At 64.1% G+C, this 23,710-nt stretch carries 26 protein-coding genes and 1 tRNA gene; 18 read left to right on the top strand and 9 right to left on the bottom strand.

The genetic code is table 11. The features are described 5' to 3' along the window. The first annotated feature begins 46 nt into the window (after positions 1-46). Positions 47-625, top strand: coding sequence for a DUF308 domain-containing protein (locus XH96_RS22865; protein ID WP_194387768.1), 579 nt, complete (start codon positions 47-49; stop codon positions 623-625). Between the two features lie 18 nt (positions 626-643). Here XH96_RS22865 and XH96_RS22860 read toward each other — a convergent pair whose 3' ends face one another. Continuing rightward, entirely contained in the window at positions 644-1,105 is a 462-nt protein-coding gene (locus tag XH96_RS22860) for a cupin domain-containing protein (protein ID WP_194387767.1), read from the bottom strand. A gap of 66 nt (positions 1,106-1,171) precedes the next feature. Beyond that, positions 1,172-2,089 (bottom strand): LysR family transcriptional regulator, encoded by a 918-nt coding sequence (locus XH96_RS22855; RefSeq protein WP_194387766.1) that lies wholly within the window; start codon positions 2,087-2,089, stop codon positions 1,172-1,174. Between the two features lie 123 nt (positions 2,090-2,212). Between XH96_RS22855 and XH96_RS22850 the strand changes: the two genes are divergently transcribed. The 3 genes from XH96_RS22850 to XH96_RS22840 all read left to right on the top strand — a co-directional run bounded on the left by XH96_RS22850 (position 2,213) and on the right by XH96_RS22840 (position 5,266). Continuing rightward, complete coding sequence (locus tag XH96_RS22850; protein ID WP_194387765.1) at positions 2,213-2,764, top strand: hypothetical protein; 552 nt, start codon at positions 2,213-2,215, stop codon at positions 2,762-2,764. Then, a complete protein-coding gene (locus tag XH96_RS22845; protein WP_194387764.1) occupies positions 2,761-3,744 on the top strand; it encodes an NAD(P)H-quinone oxidoreductase in 984 nt (327 codons plus the stop codon). Before XH96_RS22850 ends, XH96_RS22845 begins: the two co-directional genes overlap by 4 nt. Before the next feature lie 301 nt (positions 3,745-4,045). Then, positions 4,046-5,266 (top strand): MFS transporter, encoded by a 1,221-nt coding sequence (locus XH96_RS22840; protein ID WP_194387763.1) that lies wholly within the window; start codon positions 4,046-4,048, stop codon positions 5,264-5,266. A 21-nt stretch (positions 5,267-5,287) separates the two neighbouring features. Here XH96_RS22840 and XH96_RS22835 read toward each other — a convergent pair whose 3' ends face one another. Continuing rightward, entirely contained in the window at positions 5,288-5,674 is a 387-nt protein-coding gene (locus tag XH96_RS22835; RefSeq protein WP_194387762.1) for an ester cyclase, read from the bottom strand. A 55-nt stretch (positions 5,675-5,729) separates the two neighbouring features. Continuing rightward, entirely contained in the window at positions 5,730-6,602 is an 873-nt protein-coding gene (locus XH96_RS22830) for a bifunctional helix-turn-helix transcriptional regulator/GNAT family N-acetyltransferase (protein WP_194387761.1), read from the bottom strand. 218 nt (positions 6,603-6,820) lie between these two features. On the opposite strand from XH96_RS22830, the gene XH96_RS22825 reads away from it, so the two are divergent. From XH96_RS22825 to XH96_RS22810, 4 genes are all read left to right on the top strand, one after another. Then, on the top strand, positions 6,821-8,485 hold the full coding sequence (locus XH96_RS22825) for an acetolactate synthase large subunit (RefSeq protein ID WP_194387760.1): 1,665 nt from the start codon (positions 6,821-6,823) through the stop codon (positions 8,483-8,485). A gap of 205 nt (positions 8,486-8,690) precedes the next feature. Continuing rightward, positions 8,691-9,038, top strand: a complete 348-nt coding sequence (locus XH96_RS22820) for a Lin0512 family protein (protein WP_028178016.1) — start codon at positions 8,691-8,693, stop codon at positions 9,036-9,038. A 4-nt stretch (positions 9,039-9,042) separates the two neighbouring features. Beyond that, positions 9,043-9,735: a GNAT family N-acetyltransferase gene (locus tag XH96_RS22815; protein ID WP_194387759.1), complete on the top strand. Its 693-nt coding sequence runs from the start codon at positions 9,043-9,045 to the stop codon at positions 9,733-9,735. Positions 9,736-9,892: 157 nt separating this feature from the next. Further along, positions 9,893-10,990: a serine hydrolase gene (locus XH96_RS22810; RefSeq protein WP_246789709.1), complete on the top strand. Its 1,098-nt coding sequence runs from the start codon at positions 9,893-9,895 to the stop codon at positions 10,988-10,990. 83 nt (positions 10,991-11,073) lie between these two features. Here XH96_RS22810 and XH96_RS22805 read toward each other — a convergent pair whose 3' ends face one another. The 3 genes from XH96_RS22805 to XH96_RS22795 form a co-directional block, all read right to left on the bottom strand. After that, positions 11,074-12,414, bottom strand: coding sequence for an RtcB family protein (locus XH96_RS22805; protein ID WP_194387758.1), 1,341 nt, complete (start codon positions 12,412-12,414; stop codon positions 11,074-11,076). Between the two features lie 113 nt (positions 12,415-12,527). Next, on the bottom strand, positions 12,528-13,853 hold the full coding sequence (locus tag XH96_RS22800; RefSeq protein ID WP_194387757.1) for a TROVE domain-containing protein: 1,326 nt from the start codon (positions 13,851-13,853) through the stop codon (positions 12,528-12,530). A 108-nt stretch (positions 13,854-13,961) separates the two neighbouring features. After that, a tRNA-Arg gene (locus XH96_RS22795) sits at positions 13,962-14,118 on the bottom strand. 970 nt (positions 14,119-15,088) lie between these two features. Here XH96_RS22795 and XH96_RS22790 point away from each other — a divergent pair. From XH96_RS22790 to XH96_RS22775, 4 genes are all read left to right on the top strand, one after another. Then, positions 15,089-15,754: a DUF429 domain-containing protein gene (locus XH96_RS22790; protein ID WP_194387756.1), complete on the top strand. Its 666-nt coding sequence runs from the start codon at positions 15,089-15,091 to the stop codon at positions 15,752-15,754. Next, positions 15,751-16,119 (top strand): hypothetical protein, encoded by a 369-nt coding sequence (locus tag XH96_RS22785; RefSeq protein WP_194387755.1) that lies wholly within the window; start codon positions 15,751-15,753, stop codon positions 16,117-16,119. Before XH96_RS22790 ends, XH96_RS22785 begins: the two co-directional genes overlap by 4 nt. 13 nt (positions 16,120-16,132) lie before the next feature. After that, positions 16,133-16,279, top strand: coding sequence for a hypothetical protein (locus tag XH96_RS22780; protein ID WP_194387754.1), 147 nt, complete (start codon positions 16,133-16,135; stop codon positions 16,277-16,279). Between the two features lie 89 nt (positions 16,280-16,368). Continuing rightward, positions 16,369-17,073 (top strand): glutathione S-transferase family protein, encoded by a 705-nt coding sequence (locus tag XH96_RS22775; RefSeq protein ID WP_194387753.1) that lies wholly within the window; start codon positions 16,369-16,371, stop codon positions 17,071-17,073. A 2-nt stretch (positions 17,074-17,075) separates the two neighbouring features. On the opposite strand, the gene XH96_RS22770 is transcribed toward XH96_RS22775, so the two are convergent. Next, positions 17,076-17,447, bottom strand: a complete 372-nt coding sequence (locus XH96_RS22770; protein ID WP_194387752.1) for a tRNA-binding protein — start codon at positions 17,445-17,447, stop codon at positions 17,076-17,078. Positions 17,448-17,551: 104 nt separating this feature from the next. On the opposite strand from XH96_RS22770, the gene XH96_RS22765 reads away from it, so the two are divergent. Then, positions 17,552-17,911 carry an ArsC family reductase gene (locus XH96_RS22765; RefSeq protein WP_194387751.1) on the top strand — a complete coding sequence of 120 codons (360 nt, stop codon included), beginning with the start codon at positions 17,552-17,554 and terminating at the stop codon, positions 17,909-17,911. A gap of 3 nt (positions 17,912-17,914) precedes the next feature. On the opposite strand, the gene XH96_RS22760 is transcribed toward XH96_RS22765, so the two are convergent. Further along, positions 17,915-18,595: a hypothetical protein gene (locus tag XH96_RS22760; RefSeq protein WP_194387750.1), complete on the bottom strand. Its 681-nt coding sequence runs from the start codon at positions 18,593-18,595 to the stop codon at positions 17,915-17,917. A 309-nt stretch (positions 18,596-18,904) separates the two neighbouring features. Here XH96_RS22760 and XH96_RS22755 point away from each other — a divergent pair, with 309 nt between their 5' ends. The 5 genes from XH96_RS22755 (at position 18,905) to XH96_RS22735 (ending at position 23,641) form a co-directional block, all read left to right on the top strand. Further along, positions 18,905-19,660: an ABC transporter ATP-binding protein gene (locus XH96_RS22755; RefSeq protein WP_131871509.1), complete on the top strand. Its 756-nt coding sequence runs from the start codon at positions 18,905-18,907 to the stop codon at positions 19,658-19,660. Continuing rightward, positions 19,653-20,399, top strand: coding sequence for an ABC transporter ATP-binding protein (locus XH96_RS22750; RefSeq protein WP_194387749.1), 747 nt, complete (start codon positions 19,653-19,655; stop codon positions 20,397-20,399). Before XH96_RS22755 ends, XH96_RS22750 begins: the two co-directional genes overlap by 8 nt. A 112-nt stretch (positions 20,400-20,511) precedes the next feature. Further along, positions 20,512-21,735 carry an ABC transporter substrate-binding protein gene (locus XH96_RS22745; protein WP_194387748.1) on the top strand — a complete coding sequence of 408 codons (1,224 nt, stop codon included), beginning with the start codon at positions 20,512-20,514 and terminating at the stop codon, positions 21,733-21,735. Positions 21,736-21,807: 72 nt separating this feature from the next. After that, positions 21,808-22,671, top strand: a complete 864-nt coding sequence (locus tag XH96_RS22740; protein ID WP_028178028.1) for a branched-chain amino acid ABC transporter permease — start codon at positions 21,808-21,810, stop codon at positions 22,669-22,671. A 1-nt stretch (position 22,672) separates the two neighbouring features. Next, positions 22,673-23,641, top strand: a complete 969-nt coding sequence (locus XH96_RS22735; RefSeq protein WP_028178029.1) for a branched-chain amino acid ABC transporter permease — start codon at positions 22,673-22,675, stop codon at positions 23,639-23,641. The last annotated feature ends 69 nt before the right edge of the window (positions 23,642-23,710 follow it).

Genomic DNA, 23,710 nt, shown 5'->3' with positions numbered 1-23,710 from the left:
TCCGCGTTGCATGCAAACTACCAACTAGTAGGTAAGGAGAAGGCAAATGAAAGATCATGAGATCGCTTTGGAGGCGGCCGACCAGGCGCAATGGCTGAAGCAATACTACTTCCTGCGTGCCGCGTTTTCCGTCGCCTGGGTCATCGCGGCGTTCGTGATCGCGCCGACGTCCGCGGTGATCGCAGCGGCGTTGCTCGTCGCCTATCCGGCCTGGGACGCTGCCGCCAATTATCTCGACGCGCTCTCCAGCGGCGGCTTGAACCAGAACCGCACGCAGGGCCTGAACGTGCTGGTCAGCCTGGCGACCGCCATCGCGGTCATTCTGGCCTTGCAGGTGAGCATGAACTGGGTGCTCGGAATCTTCGGGGCCTGGGCGATCCTGTCCGGATTGCTGCAACTCGGCACGGCCGTGCGCCGCTGGAAGCGTTTCGGTGCGCAATGGGCCATGGTGCTCAGCGGCGGCCAGTCGGCGCTGGCGGGCGGCTTCTTCATCTTCCAGGCCTCGATGCCCGCGGTGCCATCGATCGCGAACGTCGCGGGATATGCTGCGGTCGGCGCGCTCTACTTCCTCGTCTCGGCGGTTTGGCTCACCGTCAGCACGTGGCGCCGCAGCGCGGCCATGTGAGGCGTTGCTCCCGACGCTTCACGCGTCCGGATAGGGTGTGCCGTCCTTGTGCAGGAAGCGGCCGTCGGATGCCGGGCTCATCATGTCGATGTCGGAGCAGGTGATGAGGTCGGCTTGCGAGCGCGAGCCGACCTCGAGATAGGCAGCCGTTGCATTCGACCTGTTGATCATGTGATGGCCGTTGCCGCTTGCCTTGGGGAAGGCCGCGCAATCGCCGGCGCGCAGCACGGTTTCACCGCCATCCTCGATCAGCGTCACCTCGCCTTCGAGGATGTAGACGAACTCGTCCTCGTGCGAATGCCAGTGCCGCTGGCTCGACCACGCGCCCGGCGGCAGGCGCATCAGGTTGACGCCGAAATCCTTCAGACCGCCGGCATCGCCGAGACGCTTGCGAATGCGCTCGGCGCAAGGCGCGTTGAAGGGCACCGGATAGCCAGAGCCCTTCCGGGCCGGCACGGCAGCAATGTCGATCTTCGGCATGGAGGGATTTCCTGAATTCAGGGACAGACGATGGGGCGGGTGGTCATGATGTAATTGGCGTCGATGCTACGCCCACACCGGCGGCGACCCGATTGAATTCCGCAACGCGGCAGTCAGGATCGTCAGTTTGGCAGACGGCTGGGCCAGAGCTCGCAACAGATACACGCCGGCCTTTGCCTCATTCCACCGTTCGTCGTCGAGCAGGATTCGTGTCAATGAACCGGCGTGTATGTCCGTTCCGACAACCCAGTCTGCCAGGAATGCGATGCCGATGCCGGCGAGTGCCGCGAGCCGCATCGCTTCGAAGTCGTCGCACCGAAACACGGCTTGCGGCCCGGGCGCTGCGCCCGCCGGGTGACCAAGCACGTCCGTCCAGCCCAGCAGGTCGGCGCCGTGCAATTTGTCGACTAGTCGATGGCCGGCGAGGTCTTTCGTTTCGGTCGGTATGCCGTGACGATCGAGATAAGCAGGAGCGGCGACCAGCATCCTGTTCTGCGATGCCAGCTTGGTCGCGATGAGAGTGCTGTCGGCGAGTTCGCCGATCCGGATCACTGCATCGAGCCGCTCCAGGACGGGATCAGCGAGCCTCTCCGTGAGATCGAGCTCGACCGTAAGGCCGGGATGATCCCGCATGACCGTTTCCAGGGTAGGGATCACGTAGCGCTTGCCAAAGGTGGGAAAGCAGGCAAGGCGAAGAACACCAGCGACCGCACCATCGAAAGCGGCGATCTCGGCGTGCGTGTCGGCAAGGTCGTCGAGCAACCGCTGCGCGCGTTCGAACAGTCGTTCTCCGGCGTCGGTCACCGCGAGCGCGCGTGTCGAGCGCACCAGCAGGGGCACCCCGACGCTGTGCTCGAGCGCGTCGATCTGCCTGACGATGGATGAGGGTGTCACACCGCGATGACGTGCGGCGCTGGAGAAACTCCCGCCACGAACCACGTCAACATAGATGGCCAGATGTTCCGCAAAACGCGGGTCTTTCATCTTTGCGCCTTTCGCAAAAGGGTTTCGAGCTCAACGTTCATTATCACCAATCCTCAAAGGCCGTATCTCCTCTCTCGAAGGCGGGCCTTGCTGGCCCAAGCCCTTGAATGAAAGGAGATTATCATGAAGGTTCTCGATCGCATCCTGTCGCAATCGGCCTATACCGCGGTGATTGATATGCCGCTCGACCGGGTGGACATCGCCGAATGGCTGTTCACGCTCTCCGAAGCCGAATATCTGCGCTGCTGCCCGCCCGATCACATTGCGGCCGGCGTTAGCACCACAGACGACGGACGCCGCATGATGATCAACGTCGAGCAGATCGGCACCGGGCTGGTGATCCAACACTACGTCGCGGAACAGGCCGGCAAGACCTACTGCCGGATGAATTCAATCTCGGACGTGTTTACGACAAATGGCCGGACCCAGGTCAACGTGATCTGGGAACTGAAGGCCGAAACCATCGATGACGGGCGCACACGCTATACGAACAGCGTCACGGCACATCCGACCGATGTCTTCATGGCATTCCTGGACAAGCACGGCATTTCCTTCGAAGACGCCGCCAACGCCCGCCAAGCGGCCGGAAGCGACCACAATCGCCGCGAGACGCCGTTATTCGCCGCCAGCATCGCGCGGCGCGCCAAGGCCCACACACAGGGGCAGGCAAAGTGAAAGGCATCGTCTATGACGGCTTCGGTCCGGCGGAGGTTCTCCGCTTGGCCGAAGTGCCGAGGCCGGAGGTTCGTCCCCACGACCTGCTGGTGCGTGTGAAGGCGGCAGGCGTCAACCGCGCGGATATTCTCCAGCGAAACGGCGCCTACGGCAACCAGGGCTTTGGCGAGAGCACCCTGCTTGGCCTCGAACTGGCCGGTGAAGTCGTTGGCGTCGGCAGCGAAGTCGACGACGTATCGATCGGGCAGCGTGTGATGGCAATCGTCGGCGGGGGGGCGTATGCCGAATTCGCCCGGGTCGACCGTCGCATGGCCATCGGGATTCCAGGCAATCTCTCGTTCGTCGAGGGCGCGGCGATCATGGAATCATTCGTCACGGCCGTCGAATCGGTCTCACATGTTGCGGGCGTCGGGCAAGGTCAAACCGTCCTGGTTCACGGTGCCGCGGGCGGAGTGGGCTCCGCCTGCGTGCAGGTTGCCCATGCGCTCGGCGCCACCGTTTACGCAACGGCGAGCGCTTCGCGGTTGGCGGCCGTCGGCAGCATCGGCGCAGCCGCCGTGATCGACTATCGTGCCGACGATTTCGAAAGTGTCGTCGCGAGGCTTACCGATCATCGCGGCGTTGACGTCGTGATCGATTTCGTCGGCGGCGATTACCTGCCGCGCAACCTTCGCAGCCTTCGGCCTGGCGGAACTTTGGTTCAAGTCGGCATTTTGAGCGGTAAGCACGCCACCTCGATTCCGCTCAATCTGCTGCTCCACAACCACCTGCAATTGGTGGGCACCGTCATGAAATCGCGAAGCATGGACGAGAAGCGGGCGATGGTCCGTCGTTTCGCTGAAGGGTTCTTGCCGCTGTTTGCGTCGGGAAGGCTGAAACCGTTAGTCGACCGGGTGTTTCCGCTCGAACTTGCCGCCGACGCCCATCGCAGCGTGGAGCGCGGTGGAGGATTCGGAAAGGTCGTGTTGGTGGTGGATTGAGCGCGGGCTGGATATCATCCATGTGCACGAACGGGCCGCCCAAATCCGCTCATCTGAGCGCGATGCTCTCACGGGGACGGTGCCATCGTCCCGGTGTTTTGCCTGACGTGTCAATCGTGGCCCCGCTGCGAACACCGCCCTCGCAAGTCATTGATCGCGCGAGGGCCCGCTACTGTGCATGGGGTTGTTTTTCGTGTTTTGTTCGGGTCGGGAAACCCTGCGACAAAAAATGGCATCAGCCTGTCGGTCGGCACGGTTCCCGTTCGTCTTCCAGGCGAGACAGACCTGACCGGAGACCGAAATGCCTTCTTCGAATTATCGCTGGGTGATCGTCGCCGCCGGCGGCGTGCTCGGCTGTGTCGCGATCGGCGGCATGTTTTCGCTGCCGGTGTTCCTGCAGCCGATCGCGAAGGACACCGGCTGGTCGGTAACGGGCATCTCCAGCGCGATGACGATCGGCTTTCTGGCGATGGCCTTCACCAGCATGGTCTGGGGCACGCTGTCCGACCGGTTCGGGCCGCTGCCGGTCGTGCTGACGGGATCGGTCGTGCTGACGCTCAGCCTGTTCGCGGCAAGTTATGCGACGTCGCTGATCGTGTTCCAGTTCGTGTTCGGCCTCCTGGTCGGAGCGGCCTGTGCGGCCATCTTCGCGCCGATGATGGCGACCGTCACCGGTTGGTTCGACACCAATCGCGGGCTCGCGGTGTCGCTGGTCTCCGCCGGCATGGGCATGGCGCCGATGACGATGTCGCCGTTGGCGGCCTGGCTCGTCTCCGGCCACGACTGGCGCACCTCGCTGCAGGTCGTCGCGCTGGTGGTGGGCGCCATCATGATCCCGGCTTCGTTCCTGGTGCGCCGTCCGCCCGCGCTGGCGCAGGCCGCGGCGGTACAAGCAGGCGAGGGCGCTACACAGGACGAGATGTCGATGGGCGAGGCGCTGCGCTCGCCGCAATTCCTCATCCTGCTCGCCACCAACTTCTTCTGCTGCGCGACCCATTCCGGCCCGATCATCCACACCGTCAGCTATGCCGTGAGCTGCGGCATTCCGCTGGTCGCGGCGGTGACGATCTACAGCATCGAAGGCTTTGCCGGTCTCGGCGGCCGCATCGCCTTCGGCCTGATGGGCGACCGTTTCGGCGCCAAGCGCGTGCTGGTCTCGGGCCTGCTGCTGCAGGCTTTCGGCGCGCTCGCCTATGTCTTCGCGCATCAGCTCACGACGTTCTATGCGGTCGGCGCCATCTTCGGCTTCATCTATGCCGGCACCATGCCGCTCTATGCCGTGCTGATCCGCGAAAACTTCCCGCTCAAGATGATGGGCACGGTGATCGGCGGCACGGCGATGGCCGGCAGCCTTGGCATGGCGACCGGCCCGCTCGCGGGCGGCCTGATCTACGACGCCTTCTCCAGCTATGCCTGGCTCTACATCGCCTCCTGGGCGATGGGCATAGGGGCCTTCCTGATGGCGATGACGTTCCGCCCGTTCGCAAAGCCGCAAGGCGAGGCGGCGCCGGCGGCGGCGTGAATTCGAGATCGAGGCGCGGCGTCAGAGCTGCGCCTCGATCGCGGCCTTGTCGATCACCGACCAGACCTGCCGTATCTTTCGGTCATGAAACTCGTAGAACACGTTCTCGCAGAACGACACGCGCCTTCCATTGATCGCAAGACCCATGAATGTCCCGGCTGGCGTGCAATCAAACTTCAGTCGGGCGGCGATGCGCGGAGGATCGGAGATCAGCATCTCGATGTGGAATTGCAGGTCCGGGATCTCTCGCACGTCCCGTTCCAGCATCGCGCGATAGCCTGCCAGCCCGAGGGGCTGCGCGTTGTGGTTAACCTTGTCATGCACGAACTGTCCGAGGGACGGCCAGTCCCGCCGGTTCAGGCAGGTGATGTAGTCGCGGTAGTTCGCGGCAAGATCGTCTCTCGTCATATCGAAGCTCCTGGGGTTTCGATCATAACGCGCTGACATCGCGAACCGGTCCGGCTCAGAGGCGCTTCTCGAAGAAGAGGTCCGGATAGGGATCGTCGTTGAAGCGGGGGATCTCGCGCCAGCCTGTGCTGCGATAGAGCTGACCGGCTTCGGCAAGCGCGCTGTTGGTGTCGAGCCGCAGCAGCGTGATGCCGAGTTCCCGCGCCGCGCTCTCGGCCACATCCATCAGGCGGCGGCCGAGCCGCAATCCGCGCGCGGCAGGCGCCACCCACAGCCGCTTGATCTCGGCGTAGCCGTGGTCGGTTCCCTTCAATCCAACGCAGCCGATCGGCAGCGTGTCCGACATGGCGACGATGAAGCTGCCGCGCGGGCGGCGCATGTCCTTGGCGTCGGGGTCGCGCGACAGCGAGACGTCGAAGCCCTGGCTGAAGCGGCGGCCGAGCTCGGCATAGTACTCGCCGAGGCAGTAGCGTGCTTCCTCGCAGCGGGGATCCATCTCGTCCAGCGCTACGCGCTCGCGCGTCAGCGCCGAGGCGATCAGGTCCATCGCCGCCAGCAGCGCATCGCGTTGCGAATGCTGCGTGAGGAGGCCCTCGGCCTGCGCGTTGGACAACGCCTCGTAGGCTGCGAACTCGCGCTTGCCGGCCCGCGTCAATGTCGCGACCCGCCGGCGCGCATCGTCCTGATGCGCTTCGGTCTCGACCAGCCCTTCGTCTTCAAGACTGCGCAAGAGGCGGCTCATCAATCCGGAATCAAGGCCCAGATAATCACGGATCTCCGCCACGTCGGAGCGGCCATGCCCGATCGCATTGAGCACGCGTGCTGCGCCGAGCGGCCGGCCACGGCCCAGGAACGAGGTGTCGAGCGCGCCGACGGCGGAGGTAACTGCGCGATTGAAGCGGCGAACGCGGGAAACGGGATCGAGCATGATATCTGACTTTAGTCAGATATATGGGTCTGTCAATCCGGCTCGATGATCTGCGGATTTCGGGCCCCGCGAACGGGCGTACCGCTTCGACATGCAGCTCCTGTAGACAGTTCCACGCCATCACGAATGCATTGTGATTTGTGCCTGTGCGGGCGACCGCTACCATGCGCCAGGCTGCCGTGACACCCTCACGAACCAGCACAGCGAGTGGAGACGACATGAGCGGGCAGGAACGCAAGGTTAAGGGATCGGATCTATTCGTCGCGGCGCTGGAGAACGAAGGTGTCGACAGAATCTTCGGCATTCCCGGCGAAGAGAACCTGGACCTGGTGGAATCGCTGCGCGCGTCCAGGATCGAACTGGTCCTGACCCGTCACGAGCAGGCCGCGGCCTTCATGGCTGCCACGCATGGGCGCCTGACCGGCAGGCCCGGCGTTTGTCTGTCGACGCTCGGCCCCGGTGCTCTCAACCTGTCGACGGGCGCCGCCTATGCGCATCTCGGCGCCATGCCGATGATCCTGATCACCGGCCAGAAGCCGATCATGAGCAGCCGGCAGGCCCGCTTCCAGATCGTGGACGTGGTGGCGACCATGAAGCCGCTGACCAAGCTGTCGCGGCAGATCGTCAGCGCCTCCAGCATCCCGACCGTGGTGCGCGATGCCTTCCGCGTCGCGATGGAGGAGCGGCCCGGGCCGGTGCATCTCGAACTGCCCGAAGACGTTGCCGGCGACGAAGTGCCCGGCGTTCCCGTGGTCCCCGTCCATCCGATCGAAATCCCCGTCGCCCACCGTGCCGCGCTCGACCGTGCCGCCGAGATGATCATGGCCGCAAGGCGCCCGCTGGTGATGATGGGAGCCGCGACCAGCCGGCCGCGGTCGACACACGGCATCGCAAGCTTCGTGCGGCGGACCGGCATTCCGTTCTTCACAACGCAGATGGGGAAGGGGACCGTGCCCGGCGGTACCAATCTCTATATGGGGACCGCCGCGCTGTCGGAGCGCGACTACGTCCATGACGCGATCGATGCCGCCGATTTGATCGTCGCGATCGGCCACGATCCGATCGAGAAACCGCCCTTCATCATGGGCCCCTCGGGCCCGAAGGTCATTCACGTCAGCTACACGCCGGCGAGCGTCGAACAGGTCTATTTCCCCGATGCCGAGGTCGTCGGGGACGTCGGCCCGAGCCTGGAGCTGCTGGCGGATCGGCTCGAAGGCAAAGTGCCGCAGGCCGCGGCGCTGCTGCCGTTGCGGGAAGAGATCCTGAATCACATCGCCGACCGGGCCACCGAGGCGCGCTGGCCGCCGACGCCGCAGCGTATCGTGCACGACATCCGCCAGGTGATCCCCGAGAACGGCATCGTCGCGCTCGACAACGGCATGTACAAGATCTGGTTTGCGCGCAACTACCGCACGCGCGTCGCCAACACGCTGCTGCTCGACAACGCGCTGGCGACCATGGGCGCCGGCCTGCCGTCGGCGATGATGGCCGCGATGCTCTATCCCGATCGCCGCGTGCTTGCGGTTGCCGGCGACGGCGGCTTCATGATGAACAGCCAGGAGATGGAGACGGCGGTCCGCCTCAAGCTCAACCTGGTCGTGCTGGTGCTGGAGGACAACGCCTACGGCATGATCCGCTGGAAGCAGGTCGTCGATCACTTTGCCGACTACGGCATGACCTTTGGCAATCCCGACTTCGTCCTCTATGCGAGGGCTTATGGCGCCAAGGGCCACCGCATCGAGAGCATCGACAGCTTCGGCCCGACGCTTGAGGCCGCCTTCAAGGAAGGCGGCGTGCACCTGGTCTCGATCCCGATCAATTACTCCGAGAACGTGCGCGTGCTCGTGGACGAGCTGCGGGCGCATGAGAAGGCGAAGGCTTGATTGATGCGGCGAGACGGTTCCCACACCGTCATTGCGAGCGCAGCGAAGCAATCCAGGCTGCCTCCGCCGTAAGATTCTGGATTGCTTCGCTGCGCTCGCAATGACGGAAGTCTCGGCGGAGATCTCCTGCTAACTTCATCACCGCTTGTGTTGCGATCCCCGATCCCCGACACTCTCATTCACCCAACAACCACAGGAATATGAAATGACCCGCGTTCGTTGTGTCACCGAGATGGGCATGGGCGTCGACGTCCACGGCAGGGACGCCACCAAGGCGGCCAAGCGTGCGGTCTCCGATGCCATCAGGCATTCGAGCCTCGGCTTCTTTCGGATGATCGGCAAGACCGCGAACGACATGTTCGTGGACGTCACGATCGGCGTGCCCAACCCCGAGGCGGTGGACAAGGAAGCCGTCGCCAGGGAGCTGCCTTACGGCACCGTGACCGTGACCGCGGTCAAGGGCGGGCTGGAGATCCCCTCGGCTACGGAAGTGGCCAACGACCCCATTCTCATCGCCAACGCCGCCGTCATCGTCAGCTTCGACAAGGACTAGGCCGATGTCCGACGGCGATGAGGCGCTGCTCGATCGTCCGATCTGGAGCGCGCTGACGACCAGCCAGAGGCACTTGGCTGAGGGCGGCCTGCGGGCTCTGCGCTATCCCGTGGACATGACGCCGTTTGCCGATATGGCCGACATGTCCGTGGCAAGTTTTGCGGCACTCGGCGATCTCATGTCGGGCTCGCAAGTCGCGGTGCTGTTCACGCTCGAGCCGGTCGAAATTCCCACCGGCTTCAAGGTGCTGCTCGCCGAGCCCGGCGAGCAGATGATCGGCTCGCCCGCCGACGCTTCGCTGCGCGATGCCGAGATCGTCCGCCTGGGCGCGGCCGACGTTCCCGCCATGATGGCACTGACCGAGCTGACCAAGCCCGGGCCGTTCGCGGCGCGGACGCACCAGCTCGGCACTTTCCTCGGCATTCGCGCGCGCGGCGAGCTGGTCGCCATGGCCGGCGAGCGGATGAAGCCCGGAAATTTCACCGAGATGACAGCGGTCTGCGTGCATCCCGATCATCGCGGGCGCGGTTACGCACAGGCGCTGCTCGCCGCCATCGCGCGCCAGATCGAGGCGCGCGGGGAAATTCCGTTCCTGCACGTGTTCTCGAGCAATACGTCTGCCATTGCGCTGTACCAGCGGCAGGGCATGCGGATTCGGCGCCGCCTGCAGGTCACCGTGCTGATGAAGCAGGGATGAGCTGCAGGGTGGGCTTCATATCCCGGCAATTCGCGCTATATCGATCCCAAGCACAATTGGGGGATACATGCACGCCGGGACACCTGATTTTTCCGCCGTACGGACGGCGATGCAACGCTACGTCGATCAGGAGATCATTCCCGGCGTATCCTGAGCGGTGCTGCGCGGCCGCGAGGTGGTCGACCAGCAATGCGTCGGCTCTGCCGACCGTGAGGCGAACACGACGCTGCGGCCCGACCATATCTTCCGCGCGTTTTCCAACACCAAGATCTTCGTCACCTGCGCGATCATGCTGCTGGTGGAGGAAGGCCGCATCGGGCTCGATGATGCGATCGAGAAATTCCTGCCGCAGCTCGGCAATCGCAAGGTGCTCAAGCAGGGTGCGGCAAGTCTGTCGGACGCCGAGCCGGCCAAGAGCCCGATCACGATCCGCCAGCTCCTGACCCATACCTCCGGTCTCAGCTACGGCATCTTCGATCCCGGCACGGTGCTGTTCAAAGGCTACAACGAGGCGCGCGTGCTCAATCCGCTGACGCCGCTAACCGACCTGATCGAACAACTGGCCGAGCTGCCGCTGTCCTATCACCCTGGTACGGCCTGGGAATATTCGGTGGCGACGGACGTGCTCGGCCGTGTCGTGGAGGTCGTCTCCGGCCAGGCGCTCGATGTGTTTCTGAAGTTGCGCATCTTCGATCCCCTCGGCATGACCGATACGGGCTTCCACGTTCCCGAGGCGCAGCAAGGCAGGCTGGTTGCACTCTACAATGGCGCTGATGTGCTCGATCCCATGAAGCCCGGCCTCACCCGGGCGGACCATCTGCCTTATCCGCAAGCCTATCGGCGGCAATTGCCGCGGCTGTCGGGCGGTGGCGGTCTGGTCTCGACCTTACCCGATATGCTGGCGCTGGTCCGCGCTCTGCTGCCCGGTTCGGACACGCTGCTGAAGCCGGACACGCTGCGGCAGATGATGACGAACCAGCTGCCCGCGGGGCAGACCATCCGCTTCGCCAATCTCGGCCCGATCCCTGGCAAGGGATTCGGCCTCGGCGGCGCCGTCACCTTCGCGCCGACACCGTTCGATCCGCCGAACGCGAGCGGCGAATTCCAGTGGGGCGGCCTTGCCGGCACCCATTGGTGGATTTGCCCTGAGGCCAATACCGCCGGCGTGCTGATGGCCCAGCGCTACATGGGCTTCTGGAATCCGTTCTTCTTCGAGTTCAAGCGCCTGGCCTATCAGGCGGTCGGCGCGGGCTGACGCGAAACGCGGCCCGGTCATCGAGCTCTGCCGCGACAAGCAAAGCGAGCGGAAGGCGTTGCCTCCCGCTCGCGATGCTGTCCTCAGTCCTTCCACGGATCGAACTCGCCTTCGCCGGCCATGGCGACGGCGAACGGCCGCAGCGTGTGCAGCACCGTCACGGTGCCGGCGTGCTGCGCCAGCACGTCCGGTAGGCGGCGATAGGCCATCGGGCTCTCGTCGAGGTCGGCACCGATCAAGGTGACGCCGCGCTCGTTGAGCCAGCGGTCCATCTCGTCGCGCGAGAAGCGCCGCTTCGCCTCACGTCGTCCGAACAGGCGGCCGGCGCCGTGCACGGTCGAGTAGAGCGAGGCCTTGGCCTCCGGGCTGTCGACGCCTTCGAGAATGACGGCATCGTCGCCCATGGAGCCGCCGACGAATCCCTTCTGGCCGGGAAACGCCGGGGTCGCGCCCTTGCGCACCACCCACAAATCCTTGCCGTCGTGGGTCTCACGCCAGGCGTAATTGTGGTGGTTGTGCACGCTCTCGGTGACGCTGCCGCCGATGATCCGGCGGACGCGCTCGACGACCCACTCGCGGCCCGCATAGGCATAACGCCCGGCGAGCTGCATCGCCGCGATGTAGCGGCGTCCGAGCTCGCTATCCTCGTCGACCACGGCGGGCGGGACGTTCATGCCGTCTTTTCCGCCGGCGGCCTTGAGGTAGCGCGTCGCGGAGGTGTGTCCGAGGCCGCGGCTGCCGAAGTGGACGCCGATCCAGACGAAGCCTTCCTCGTCGCGCATGAGGTCGACATAGTGGTTGCCCGATCCGACCGTGCCGAGCTGGGCCACCGCCTTCTGGCGGTAGGATTCCATGTCGCTTTCGCGCCAGGCATCGCCGTCGTCGAACAGGTCGTGCTCGGCCCGTTCCGCGTTGGCACGGCCGACGCCGAACGAGATCGTCTTGGCGACGTCGCGGATGATCGTGGGAGCGATCCCCGCGATGTCGTCGAAGCGCGTGTCGAGCCGAGCCGCCATGTTGCCGCAGCCGATGTCGAAGCCGACGCCGGAGATGCTGATCTGCTTCTCATAGGCGATGACCCCGCCGACCGGCTGCGCATAGCCGAGATGGCCGTCGGCGCAGATCACGCCGGAGACGACGTTGCCGATGGCCATGCAATTGCGCATCTGGGCGATCGTGGCGTCCTCATGCGGGCCGAACACCTTCAGCGGCGCATTCTGGAAGCGGGCATCCTGCGTCCGGAACGCGGCGATCGAGCTCGCGGTCGCATTGGCCTCGCGGGCAAGATGCTCCTTGCGCGCAGCGTCCTTGTACAGGCACCAGGCCGGCTGGCCGCGTCCTTCGCCGACGCGCGAGTCGGGATCGACACCGGCGGCGAGGCAGAGCTCGCGGGCGCGTTCCATGTAGGGATCGGGTCGTCGCATGGTCGTGGGTCCTTGTCATTCCGCTCCCACCATAGCGGGTGGGCGGATCATTTCAGAGAGTTCTGAGGCCCCCGGGCGCAGTGTCCTGCGTCCGGGGCCGTTGTCGTTGCGCATCAGTTCAACGCCGTCTCCGACGCCGCGATCCACGCGACCACGGCTTCCGAGAAGCCGTTGACGCGCGTCCAGGCGCCGTGACCGACACCGTGCTGATACGAGGCCACGTTGACCATGGTGCCGCGCGCCCTGGGCTCGGGCACCTGGTCGTGGCTCTGCTCGTCGGTGAAGACGATAAGGCGATCGCCCTTGCGGTCGATCTCCGTCACTGCCTTGCCGAGATAGGTCCCGCCGTGCGGCTGCGAGTTGATGATCGCGTCCCTGAGCGCGAAGCCGCGGCGGGGCGGAACCTTCACGACTTCATTGCTGAAGGTGAAGATCTCGACCTCGTCGCAGATCTCGCGCGCGAGGATGGCAAGGCCACACGCTGCCTCCGCGCGCGTCATTTCCGACTGCGCGGAGAGGGTCGCGAACATCGAGCCCGACACGTCGATCAGAAGCCGCGTCCGGCCCGGAAGCCGCACATGGTCCTTGATCGACTTGAGCATCGCAGCTTCGAGTTCGGGCTCGAAGTCCGGCGCATAGCGCGCCGCCGTGATGAAGCGATAGGGCAGGATACGATCCGTCCGCATCGCCTCGATCGCGCCTGCGATGGTCTCGCGCGGGACCTGCGCGTTCTGCATCAGCCGCAGATTGCGCAAGAGCGCCAGGCCGCCGAGCTTTCGCTCGGCGATCAGCCGCTCGAAGGTCTCGCGCTTGTTCTGGCCGGCCGACAGCGAGACCTCCCAGGTGTCGGGGGAGGCGAGCTCGCCGTCGACGAGCTGCTTCCACACCTTGGCCTGCTCGGCGTCTTTCGGCTTGGCGTGGACCAGGAACAGCACGTCCCTGATCCGCACCGCGCCGTCGCGATCCCACTTGGCGAGCTGGTAGGCGTCGAACTTGGTCAGCGCGCGGGCAAGACCCTTCTTGACCTGCGCCGAGACCGGCTGACGCTTGCGCTGCTGCATCGGCCCCAGCGCATCCGCCCAGTAGATCGCGAGCAGCTCCGTCATCTCGTCGGGGCGCTGGATCACCTGGGCGAGCGTGTCCGCGACGAGGCCGCGGTGCTTCTCGCTCCGGGCCATCTCGCGGATGACGAGCAGCGGCGCGTGCCGCAGCTTCATCACCTCGCGCGCCTCGATCGCAAGCTGCGCGACGCGCGCGGGCGCGACCTTGGGCACGAGGGCCTTGATACGGTCGGCGATCGCGACGCCGTCCTCGTAGAACTGGTCCTCCCACAGGAGGCAGTTCATCAGCGCGCGCTTCAGCTCCATCTCGGGCGTGAAGCGGACTGCGCGCGCACCCTCCCGCGTGAAGGCGCGAACGATCTTGTTGAGCCTGACCATGATGGCCTCCTCTTGGGTTGATGAGCAATGGAAACGGGTGCCGGGGAACAAGCGAGGCTGTACTGCCCTTGCGGGCAAGTCACATGCTCTACCGCTGAGCTACGGACTTTCGTCCGGAAGGAGTCGAACCTTCGACATTGCGATCCGAAGTAACAGCGCTCTTCACCACCGGCGGTGGCTAAGGGGACACGATCCGGGAACGGGCGATTGCTGCACCCGACGAGCCGAAGCTTGCCGGAAAGCGCTCTATCCTCTGAGCTACCGGTGCATGGGACACCGGGCGGGATTCGAACCCGCGACCTCTCGCGTGGTAGGCGAAGTAACAGAAATCTTCACCACGGATCGTGAAGGGGTTGGCGGGGAACGGGCGATGCTGTTGCCGCTCCGAAGAGCAAGAACTGAGCTACGGCATTTCAGCCGGCGAGATTCGAACCCGCGACCTCCGTCCCGGCAAGCCGGGACGGCGCTCTACCGAAGTAACAGACATCTTCACCACCGCCAGGCCGGTGCTTTCGCATCGGCCGTTGATGGGTACGCTGGGGAACGGGCGATATCGGCTTTCAGTGACGACAACACAGTCTCCGTCCCCAACGGACGAATCCTGCGCCGGGCCGCGTGCGTACCTTTTCCGAGGCCGCATCCCGGTGCGTGTGTCAAAGGCGGGAGGCATACCCGCTGTGCCGTGTGGAGAAGTATCCGACATCTTCACCACCAACGTCGGTTGAGCCGCGATCGCTCGCGGCAAACCAAGTTACGAAAATTCTATCGCGGCGCTGTCGACGCGCCGCACTTTGCGAACCCTTTTGGGTTCGCTCTGCCATCGGTGTCCGGCTCATCGCCTCGTTCCCTCCGGCAGGCCCCGCGCACTTGGGCACGCGCCTTCTCAGCGCGAGCCCCGGGATCCGGGTCTCCCGTTCCGGCCATTGCCGGGTTGTTCGGTTGGGCCGCGCGGCGGGCAACAAAAAACCCTCCGGAGCGGCAGGCTCGGGAGGGTCCGTGAGAAGCGGACGGTCGATCTCGCTGTCAGGCAAGATCGCTCCCATGAGCCGGGCATGCGATGTCGAATAGCTTCGGGCTATTCGGCATGCGGACAATTCTTTCGTAGCGGTATGACATCGCTCGGTTCATGGTGTCTGTCGCAAACGGAAGTGCTTGCGAGGGCGCGGGACATACGCCCGCAACTTGCGGATGTCAAGCGAGACGCGCGCGAAAACGAAAATTGACGGACGCATGACGTGCCAAACTATTTGGGGCTGGACGGATTTCGCTTCGGCTGGGTCGCGGCCTGGATCGACGACCGTGGGGATCACGGCTTCGACTATTCGCCGGGCCTGACGCGTCTGCTCGCGCTGCCGCATGCGCGTGCGATGATCGACATGCCGATCGGATTGAAGCCGAGCGGCTATCGTGCGTGCGATCTGCGTGCGCGCGAGCTGATCGGCCCTGCCGTGTTTCTTGGCGCGCGCAGAGACCTCTGGGGCTTTCCCGACATGGCGGCGGCCAATCGCCACTATTGGACGCACGAGGGCAAGGGCAGGGGTGTGTCGGCGCAGCTCTGGAATATCAGGGACAAGATCAAAGAGGTCGACGAGGTCATGACGCCGGCGCGGCAGGAGACGGTGGGGGAAGCGCATCCGGAATTGATCTTCTGGAATCTCGCAGGTCGGGTCCGGCTTGAACCGAAGACGTCGCTGCGAGGCCGCGAGCAGCGTATCGCCCTGCTGAGAGACCGGGGCTTCATCAGGATCGAACGATGGCTGACGCTTCGCCACGGCACCGGCATCGGCCGCGACGATCTCATCGATGCGTGCGCCTGCGCGGTCGCTGCACGCGACAGCACGCAACGTGTCGGCGGAGAGGAGATCGATCCGCGCGGATTGCGGATGGAAATCAATTTTTGAAGTCAGCCCTCCCGATCGCCATTGTTTTCGAAGTGGCTGCGACTATTGCGGCCTGGATTCGAGGAGACGCCCTCGTTCAGTCTTGTTGCTCTCGCTTGGTATTCGTCGGCCATTGCTCGCAACCGTTGCGCGGCTCCGCTGTGCGCGAGACCCTTCGCGACGCGGCGACAGCGTTCGGCGTGATCGAGCAGAGCGCGTTTCTCGATGTTCATCCAGCGACAACGCTCGAGAGGGACATTGGTCCCTCCGCGGGCTGCCGGAACAGCGCGATATCTTCGCAGCGCGATCCGGGAAAAAATAGCAATATTTTCATGTCGCCTCGGAACGTGGCGCTGGAGCCGACGTTTTACGCCATAGGCTGTTGAGGGACAAAATGCCATGTACGACGTGTGCCAATTGGCGACCGCGATGCTCGCGATCGCCTTTACGGCCCTGCTGTTGATCACCGGTGAACGGTTCATCGAGCATCGACTGCAGCATGAGGCAATGACCCCGATCGTGGCGATGGCGACGCTGCGGCCATAGGCGCAGGTTTGCCGGGACGAAGTGTGACTTGCGCCGCACGGCGCCTCGCCTAGATTGAGCACGCCTCAGTCCATGCACCAAAGGTCCCGATGTCCGATCTGTCCGCCTTTCCCATCACCAAACGTTGGCCGGCGAAACATCCCGAACTGCTCCAGCTCTATTCCTTGCCGACGCCAAACGGCGTCAAGGTCTCGATCATGCTGGAGGAGATCGGACTTCCCTACGAAGTCCACCTGGTCGATTTCGGCAAGGATGATCAGAAGACGCCGGAGTTTCTCTCGCTCAATCCGAACGGCAAGATCCCGGCGATCCTCGATCCCAACGGTCCCGGGGGCAGGCCGCTGCCGCTGTTCGAGTCCGGAGCGATCCTGCAATACCTCGCGGAGAAGTCCGGCAAGCTTCTGCCGGAGGATCCCGCTCGCCGCTACCAGACCATCCAGTGGGTGCACTTTCAGATGGGCGGCATCGGGCCGATGTTCGGCCAGGTCGGCTTCTTCCACAAATTCGCCGGCAAGGATTTCGAGGACAAGCGGCCGCTGGAGCGTTACGTCAATGAGTCCACGCGCCTGCTCGGTGTGATGGAGACGCATCTTTCCGGCCGGCGGTGGTTCATGGATGACGACTACACCATCGCCGACATCTCCATGCTCGGCTGGGTGCGGAATCTCATCGGGTTCTACGGCGCCGGCGATCTGGTGGCGTTCAGCCAGTTCAGGGCGGTCGGCGCCTGGCTCGAACGCGGGCTGGCGCGTCCGGCGGTGCAACGCGGGCTGAACATTCCGAAGCGGCCGTGATCCTAGAACAGCCGCCCGCCGTTCGGCACGGGCCTGCTCGGCTGCACCAGCACGACCTTGCCGTTGGCATCGGGGAAGCCGAGGGTCAGCACCTCGGACACGACCGGGCCGATCTGGCGCGGCGGGAAGTTGACGACGGCCGCGACCTGTTGCCCAACGAGGGTATCGAGCGGGTGGTTTTCGGTGATCTGGGCCGAGCTCTTGCGCACGCCGATGGAGGGGCCGAAATCGATCCACAGCCGCCAGGCCGGCTTGCGCGCCTCCGGAAACGGCTTGGCGTCGACGATGGTGCCGACACGGACATCGACCGCGAGGAAGCTGTTGAAGTCGATGGTCGGTGAGGCGGCAGCTGCGGGATTGTGGGTAACGTGCATGGGATGTCTGCTCGGAGAGTTGGGGTGGTCCGCAATATTGTCGCGCGAACCGGAGTTTCGTACAACGCCACAACCGAAGCATCACGCATGCGCGAGGAAACGTCTTGTCCAACATCATCTACGGCATCAAGAACTGCGACACCATGAAGAAGGCCCGCGCCTGGCTCGATGCTCATGGCGTGCCTTACGAGTTTCATGACTACAAGGCGGCGGGCGTGGAGAAGGACAAGCTCAAGCAGTGGAGCGACGAGGTCGGCTGGGAGACGCTGCTCAATCGCGCCGGGACGACCTTCAAGAAGCTCCCGGACTCCGACAAGGAAGGCTTGAGCGAGAAGAAGGCGTTGGCACTGATGCTAGCGCAACCATCGATGATCAAGCGCCCGGTGCTGGAAATCGGCAGCAAGCTGCTGGTCGGCTTCAAGCCGGATGTCTATGCCAAGGAGGTCGGCGCCAAAGCGCGCTGACCGCTAGTTCAGCTCGATGGTCTCGGCGGTCATGCCGGGCCCCGGCTGGTCGGAGAACTCGACCGTCTCGGCAGGCGCGATGCGGGCAGGGGTGCGATGAAACAGCTCCCGATCGATCACAGCGCGTAGCTTTGGACGCGGCAGCGCGTCATTTCCGCGCATCAGGTTCTTGATCTCGAAGCCGCCGTCCTCGCAGAAGGTCTTGATCGACGCGATGACGTGACAGACCTTGCCGTCGGTCTGGAAGGGCAGCAGCAGCCGTTCATAGGCGACGATGCGCCCGTAGATGTCCTCGACATTGGCGACGCTGTAGACGGGCAGCCCGCGCGCGACGCATTCATGATAGATCGGCATCACGAACGGGGCGAGCCGCGGTCCGACATAATCATCGAGCAGAACGCCCTTGCCGGTATGTCCATAGGCACGCGAGATGCGCGTGCCCTCGCTCTGGATGACGAGGCGCGGCGTCGGCGTCGAAAATTCGACCGTATAGTAGATGAGATCCGAGAGCTCTTCCTCGAGTCGCGCGGGCTGATACTCCCAGATCGCCGGCGCGATCTGCTGGCGCGCATAAAGTCGCAGCCACGTGTTCAGGAGATCGCGTTGCCGGATCGATTTGACGACGGAGGGAGCGGCATTTGCAAAATCCAAAGCAATATTCTCCGCACGTGAAGACGCGCGCATGATCCCGCTTGTGGGAAAATTTTCGATGAAGGCTGGCGCACGGAACGAAAGACCGTTAACGACGGCTTGATGGCCGGTGCCTTGCGAACCGGGAGGCCGGGCAGGCACGACATCCAGACATCTCCGACTAAGGGAGCATTTGTATCCCAGCCGGAGGCCTGACCTGCTCAGCTTTCCGCCTTGCCTAACCCCCGTCACCTCCGGCATATTCCGCGCCCGGAGGCGGCGCTCCGGGTGGGCTGCAAGTCCTCCGGACAGCCGAAGCAACAAGGACAGCCACGCGCCTCGCGCGGGCAGGGGGAAATCTGTTTGGCCGATGAGTTCATTCTCGAAACGGAAGGCTTGACCAAGGAGTTTGCGGGCTTCTTCGCCGTCCGCGACGTTGCGCTCAAGGTTCGCCGTGGGAGCATTCACGCGTTGATCGGCCCGAACGGGGCCGGCAAGACGACCTGCTTTAATCTCTTGACCAAGTTCCTCAAACCGTCAGCCGGAAAGATCCTCTACAAGGGGCAGGACATCACGGCGATGGCGCCGGCCGACGTGGCCCGCATGGGCCTCGTGCGTTCGTTCCAGATTTCGGCGGTATTTCCGCATCTCACCGCGCAGGAAAACGTCCGTGTCGCGCTTCAGCGCCAGCACGGCTCTTCGTTCGATTTCTGGCGCTCCAAGTCCGTGCTCAACCGCTTCAACGATCGCGCGCGCGAGCTGCTGAGCGATGTCGGCCTCAGCGAGTTTGCCAACACGCCGGCGGTCGAGATGCCCTATGGGCGCAAGCGCGCACTTGAGATAGCAACGACGCTTGCGCTCGACCCAGAGATGATGCTGCTCGACGAGCCGATGGCCGGCATGGGCCACGAGGACATCGACAAGATCGCGGCGCTGATCAAGCGCATTTCGGCGAAATACACCATCCTCATGGTCGAGCATAATTTGAGCGTCGTGGCCAACCTCTCCGACATCATCACCGTGCTGACGCGCGGGCAGGTGCTCGCGCAGGGCCATTATTCCGAGCTCACCAAGGACGAGCGCGTCAAGGAAGCCTATCTGGGAGCCGGTCATGCCTGACACTGCGATCGCCGAGGCCCCGGCCAGGGCCGCGACCGGCGGACCCATCCTCCAAGTCCGCAACCTCGAAGCCTGGTACGGCGAGTCCCACATCCTGCACGGGATCAACTTCGACGTGAACGCGGGCGAGGTCGTCACCTTGCTCGGGCGTAACGGCGCCGGCAAGACGACCACGCTGAAGTCGATCATGGGCATCATCGGCAAGCGCTCCGGCTCGGTGAAGTTCAACAACCAGGAGATCATCCGCGCAACCTCCGACAGGATCGCGCGGATGGGCATCGCGTTCTGCCCGGAAGAGCGGGGCATATTCGCCAGCCTCGACGTACGGGAGAACTTGATGTTGCCGCCGGTCGTCCGCGCGGGCGGACTGCCGCTCGACCAGATCTTCGATCTGTTTCCGAACCTGAAGGAGCGGCTGGGCAGCCAGGGCACCAAGCTGTCGGGCGGCGAGCAGCAGATGCTCGCGATCGCGCGCATCCTGCGCACCGGCGCGAGCTTCCTGATGCTGGACGAGCCGACCGAGGGCCTTGCGCCCGTCATCATCCAGCAGATCGGTCACACCATTGCGCGGCTCAAGAAGGAGGGCTTCACGATCCTCCTGGTCGAGCAGAACTTCCGCTTCGCATCCACCGTCGCCGACCGCTACTACGTGGTCGAGCACGGCAAGATCATTGACGGATTTTCCAACTCGGAGCTCGCCGCCAACATGGACAAGCTGCACACCTATTTGGGTGTCTAGAGCATGATCAGGACCCGGAGCGCCGCGTCAGCGCAAAGTATGTAGCGGTTTTCCGAAGAGACCGTGCTGAAGTTGAAGAACTGCCAACGAGAAAATTCAAAAAGGAAGTTGCATGAAGACCAGGTCGATTGCGTCATTGCTGCTGACCACCGCGCTCACCTTCGCCGCAACATGCGTCGCGTCGGCGCAGGACAAGACGGTCAAGATCGGCGCGCTGTCCGATCAGTCCGGGCTCTACGCCGACCTCGGCGGCCCCGGCTCGACGCTCGCCGCGCAGATGGCGGTCGAGGATTCCGGCCTCGCCGCGAAGGGCTGGAAGATCGACGTGATCTCCGGCGATCACCAGAACAAGCCCGATATCGGCACCGCGATCGCGCGGCAGTGGTTCGACGTCGACAAGGTCGACGTCATCGTCGACGTGCCGAACTCGGGCGTGGCGCTCGCCGTCAATAACGTGATCAAGGAAAAGAACGGCGTCTACATCAATTCGGGTGCGGCGACATCCGACCTCAGCAACGCGCAGTGCTCGCCCAACACCGTGCACTGGACCTACGACACCTACATGCTGGCCCATACCACCGGCCAGGCGCTGGTGAAGGCCGGTGGCGACACCTGGTTCTTCCTGACCGCGGACTACGCCTTCGGTGCGGCGCTCGAGCGCGACACCAGCGCGGTCGTCACGGCCAACGGAGGCAAGGTGCTCGGCGGCGTCAAGCACCCGCTCAACACGCCGGACTTCTCCTCCTTCCTGCTCCAGGCGCAGGCCTCCAAGGCCAAGATCATCGGCCTCGCCAATGCCGGCGGCGACACCACCAACGCGATCAAGCAGGCGGCCGAGTTCGGCATCGGCAAGGGCGGCCAGAAGCTCGCGGCGCTCCTGCTCTTCCTCACCGACGTCAAGGCGATCGGCCTCGAGACGGCGCAGGGACTCAATTTCACCGAGACGTTCTACTGGGACATGAACGACAAGACCCGGGCGTTCTCCAAGCGCTTCGCCGAGAAGATGAAGAACAATGCCCCGCCCACCATGGTGCAGGCCGGGGTCTATGCCGGCGTGCGCCACTATCTCAAGGCCCTCGAAGCGCTCGGCGGCAATCCTCATGACGGCGTCAAGATCGTCGAGAAGATGAAGTCGATGCCGACCGAGGACGACCTGTTCGGCAAGGGCGAGATCCAGCCCAACGGCCGCACCATCCACAACGCCTATCTGTTCGAGGTCAAGAAGCCCTCGGAGTCCAAGGGGCCATGGGACTTCTACAAGCTGGTCGGCACGGTGCCGGGCGACCAGGCTTTCACGCCGCTGTCCGAGAGCAAGTGCGCGCTGTTGAAGAAATAAGATAACGGCCCGCAGGCCTCGAGGCCTGCGGGCGACTTTCAGGGAACGCCGAAGGGACCGGGTGCGGGATCGATGCAGGCTCTATACGCTCAGCTACTGGTGGGACTGATCAACGGCTCGTTCTACGCGCTGCTCAGTCTCGGGCTTGCCGTGATCTTCGGCATGCTCAACATCATCAATTTCGCCCATGGCGCGCTCTACATGATGGGCGCCTTCGTCGCCTATTTCCTGCTGAACCTCGGCGGGATCAACTACTGGTGGGCATTGCTGCTCGCGCCCATCATCGTCGGCATCTTCGGCATGATCCTGGAGCGGACCATGCTGCAATGGCTGACCGGGCTCGATCATCTCTACGGCCTGCTGCTCACCTTCGGCATCGCGCTGATCGTGCAGGGCGTGTTCCAGAACTATTTCGGCTCCTCCGGCCTGCCTTACGCCATTCCGGACCAGCTCAAGGGCGGCATGAATCTCGGCTTCATGTTCTTACCCGTCTATCGCGGCTGGGTCGTGGTGTTCTCTCTCGTCGTGTGCCTTGCGACCTGGTTCCTGATCGAGAAGACGCAGCTTGGCGCCTACCTGCGCGCCGCCACCGAGAATCCGACTCTGGTGCGCGCCTTCGGCATCAACGTGCCGCGCATGATCACGCTGACCTACGGTCTCGGCGTCGGCCTTGCCGCGCTCGCCGGCGTGCTCTCGGCGCCGATCAACCAGGTGCGGCCGCTGATGGGCGCCGACCTCATCATCGTCGTGTTCGCGGTGGTCGTGATCGGCGGCATGGGATCGATCATGGGCTCCATCATCACCGGCTTCGCGCTCGGTGTGATCGAGGGCCTGACCAAGTATTTCTACCCCGAGGCCTCCAACACCGTCGTGTTCGTGCTGATGGTGCTGGTGCTCTTGGTGAAGCCAACGGGATTGACGGGAAGGGCGGCCTGAGATGACAACCCTGACGGACGACACGCTGCCGGTGACCCCTCGCGCGATGCGCGACGAGATGATCGTGTTCGTGCTGATGGCGCTGCTGCTGGCGGCCGTGCCGTTCACCGGCGTCTATCCCTTCTTCGTGATGCAGGCGCTGTGCTTTGCGCTGCTCGCCTGCGCCTTCAATCTCTTGATCGGCTACGGCGGGCTGCTGTCCTTCGGCCACGCGATGTTCCTGGGCACGGCGGGCTATTGCAGCGCGCATGCGCTGAAGGTGTGGGCGCTGCCGCCGGAGCTCGGCATCCTCGTCGGCATCGCTGCGGCGTTCGTGCTGTCGATCATCACCGGCTACATCTCGATCCGCCGCCAGGGCATCTATTTCTCGATGATCACGCTGGCGCTGTCGCAGCTCCTGTACTTCATCTATCTCCAGGCCCCATTCACCCACGGCGAGGACGGCATCCAGGGTATCCCGCAGGGGCACATGTTCGGCGTCTTCGATCTCTCCAAGCCGACGGTGCTCTATTACGTCGTGCTGGCGGGCTTCCTTGCCGGCTTCCTCCTGATCTTCCGGATCATCAACTCGCCGTTCGGCGAAGTCCTGAAGGCGATCCGCGAGAACGAGCCGCGGGCGATCTCGCTCGGCTACCGCACCGACCAGTACAAGTTCCTGGCCTTCGTCCTGTCGGGCACGCTGGCGGGCTTTGCCGGTTCGCTGAAGGTGTTCGTGGCGCAGAACGCCTCGCTCACCGACGTGCACTGGACCATGTCGGGTGAAGTCGTGCTGATGACGCTGGTCGGTGGTCTCGGCACCATCTTTGGGCCCGTGGTCGGCGCCTTCGTGATCATTGCCATGCAGCAATATCTGGCAGGCTTCGGCCAGTGGGTGACGGTGATCCAGGGCGCGATCTTCGTGGTCTGCGTGCTCACCTTCCGCCGCGGCGTCATCGGCGAAATCGCGCATTACTTCCGCAGGTCGCTTTAAACGATTGATATTGCATCGATTTCATTGATGCGTGAAAGTGGTGGATGACCCGGCTCCGCGGGCGTGAGA

The organism is Bradyrhizobium sp. CCBAU 51765 (genome assembly GCF_015291725.1).
In the GTDB taxonomy this organism is placed as follows: Bacteria; Pseudomonadota; Alphaproteobacteria; order Rhizobiales; family Xanthobacteraceae; genus Bradyrhizobium; species Bradyrhizobium liaoningense.
Note: the sequence above shows the minus strand (reverse complement) of the source record. Positions and strands in the feature narration are given on the sequence as shown.

Coding starts and splice junctions, on each gene's coding strand:
- XH96_RS22805 (WP_194387758.1), bottom strand. CDS start 12,414: ATGCGACGACCCGATCCCTACATGGAACGCGCCCGCGAGCTCTGCCTC.
- XH96_RS22865 (WP_194387768.1), top strand. CDS start 47: ATGAAAGATCATGAGATCGCTTTGGAGGCGGCCGACCAGGCGCAATGG.
- XH96_RS22745 (WP_194387748.1), top strand. CDS start 20,512: ATGAAGACCAGGTCGATTGCGTCATTGCTGCTGACCACCGCGCTCACC.
- XH96_RS22815 (WP_194387759.1), top strand. CDS start 9,043: ATGTCCGACGGCGATGAGGCGCTGCTCGATCGTCCGATCTGGAGCGCG.
- XH96_RS22840 (WP_194387763.1), top strand. CDS start 4,046: ATGCCTTCTTCGAATTATCGCTGGGTGATCGTCGCCGCCGGCGGCGTG.
- XH96_RS22820 (WP_028178016.1), top strand. CDS start 8,691: ATGACCCGCGTTCGTTGTGTCACCGAGATGGGCATGGGCGTCGACGTC.
- XH96_RS22850 (WP_194387765.1), top strand. CDS start 2,213: ATGAAGGTTCTCGATCGCATCCTGTCGCAATCGGCCTATACCGCGGTG.
- XH96_RS22735 (WP_028178029.1), top strand. CDS start 22,673: ATGACAACCCTGACGGACGACACGCTGCCGGTGACCCCTCGCGCGATG.
- XH96_RS22800 (WP_194387757.1), bottom strand. CDS start 13,853: ATGGTCAGGCTCAACAAGATCGTTCGCGCCTTCACGCGGGAGGGTGCG.
- XH96_RS22740 (WP_028178028.1), top strand. CDS start 21,808: ATGCAGGCTCTATACGCTCAGCTACTGGTGGGACTGATCAACGGCTCG.
- XH96_RS22830 (WP_194387761.1), bottom strand. CDS start 6,602: ATGCTCGATCCCGTTTCCCGCGTTCGCCGCTTCAATCGCGCAGTTACC.
- XH96_RS22770 (WP_194387752.1), bottom strand. CDS start 17,447: ATGCACGTTACCCACAATCCCGCAGCTGCCGCCTCACCGACCATCGAC.
- XH96_RS22860 (WP_194387767.1), bottom strand. CDS start 1,105: ATGCCGAAGATCGACATTGCTGCCGTGCCGGCCCGGAAGGGCTCTGGC.
- XH96_RS22760 (WP_194387750.1), bottom strand. CDS start 18,595: ATGCGCGCGTCTTCACGTGCGGAGAATATTGCTTTGGATTTTGCAAAT.
- XH96_RS22835 (WP_194387762.1), bottom strand. CDS start 5,674: ATGACGAGAGACGATCTTGCCGCGAACTACCGCGACTACATCACCTGC.
- XH96_RS22780 (WP_194387754.1), top strand. CDS start 16,133: ATGTACGACGTGTGCCAATTGGCGACCGCGATGCTCGCGATCGCCTTT.
- XH96_RS22750 (WP_194387749.1), top strand. CDS start 19,653: ATGCCTGACACTGCGATCGCCGAGGCCCCGGCCAGGGCCGCGACCGGC.
- XH96_RS22855 (WP_194387766.1), bottom strand. CDS start 2,089: ATGAAAGACCCGCGTTTTGCGGAACATCTGGCCATCTATGTTGACGTG.
- XH96_RS22825 (WP_194387760.1), top strand. CDS start 6,821: ATGAGCGGGCAGGAACGCAAGGTTAAGGGATCGGATCTATTCGTCGCG.
- XH96_RS22775 (WP_194387753.1), top strand. CDS start 16,369: ATGTCCGATCTGTCCGCCTTTCCCATCACCAAACGTTGGCCGGCGAAA.